This is a genomic window from Bartonella sp. MU70NMGDW (genome assembly GCF_042194085.1).
In the GTDB taxonomy this organism is placed as follows: Bacteria; Pseudomonadota; Alphaproteobacteria; order Rhizobiales; family Rhizobiaceae; genus Bartonella; species Bartonella grahamii.
Map to the genome: position 1 here is coordinate 1 of NZ_JBHIMK010000300.1, position 1,398 is coordinate 1,398.

Genomic DNA, 1,398 nt, shown 5'->3' on the forward strand with positions numbered 1-1,398 from the left:
CGAAATCTAGGGGGGCGCGTTGGTACAAGAAGTGATGGGACTGTTGAAGTCGGCTGGTATCCACTAGAAGCAACCCCACAGGGGAAGGAATTGATGAATTGGCCAGAAATGGTCTACCATTTCCATGATGAAGGTATTTATGATTTACCGAAAGAGGCAATGCTTTTGGCAACAGGGAATACATATCCTACACAAGCTTTTCGTTATGGAAACAATGCATGGGGCTTGCAGTTTCATGCTGAATTTACACGCGCTATGATGCGGCGTTTGGTCGTGCGTTCGGCACATAAATTGACTGAAAAAGGTGCTCAACCTGCTTGTGCACATTTGAAAGGTCGTTTAATCTATGATCGAGCTTTAAGCCAATGGTTTGAAAGCGCATTACACCAGATTTTTTGTACACCGACCGTATTTGTGTGATTGTTATTAATACATTGATTTATATAGGTAATTCACTGTTTTGCATATTGAATGAGAACCCTGAATATAGTAAGGTTTTCTCATTCCAAACCTGTGTATGTTGACTCAATAAAAACCTCTTGCTTGCATGTCACAAGTAGGGCTGGCGTGTGGGCAAAAACTGTATAAGAAAAGACTAAAAATGCCTCTTATGAACTGTCTTAAGTGCCAGGGGCTGTCGCAACATTGGGGGCTAGCCAAATATAATGATGGTGTGCTGGCTTGCTCTCCTCCATAAGCGTAATGATGGGGGTGCTCAATGGCTTTATCGTTAAGAAAAACTATTCATTATCATTTTTGTTGTGCTGTAAAGCAGTATGGTTTAAGGCAGAGGTAGAAAACTATATAAAACTTTACACATGAGGTGTTTTTTGTTAAAGGGTGTAATGGGTCTTTTTAAGAAAATCTTGTTTGTTTAGCTTATGAGATACTGTGCTTTAGGATGGGGATATATGGGCTCTATAAAGTAGTCAGCAGATAAAACTCGCTAGATAAGAAGTTTGATTGTTTACAAATTGGTTTGGGTTAAGAATCTTTGCCCTTTTTAGGGTGGGGAGGAAGTTAAGAGATAAAGAAAGTTTGAATATTGTCTAAATCCTTTCAAATACCATCATCACAAAAAAGTTTTTCTTTGAGTTATTTAATTTGTGGGCTCTTTTGTCTTGCTCTGATATTTATTTATAGCGCACTCTGGTTTTTTTTTCACGTAAAATAGAAAACTATGTTTCTGATATATTCACAAAAGTATCTTCCCATAATATGGCGGCGGTATGTGAGAATGTGCACAAGGATGGTTATCCTTTACGTGTCGGTGTTGTTTGTGACAAGTTTCAATTTTCTTGGCCTTTACATGGGGTTTCTTTATCGACGGGGCGTTTGACAGCTGGTGCACCAATTTATGCACCTCATTTGGTCGAGTTTAATGTTCATTCTCCTGCA

At 39.0% G+C, this 1,398-nt stretch carries 1 protein-coding gene and 1 pseudogene; both read left to right on the forward strand.

Going from position 1 to position 1,398, the window contains the following annotated elements:
• A pseudogene (locus ACFIKE_RS10595) lies at positions 1–420 on the forward strand (GMP synthase); the annotation flags it as partial.
• Positions 421–1,218: 798 nt separating this feature from the next.
• A partial coding sequence (locus tag ACFIKE_RS10600) for a DUF2125 domain-containing protein (protein WP_375649859.1) occupies positions 1,219–1,398 on the forward strand: 180 nt, incomplete at its 3' end.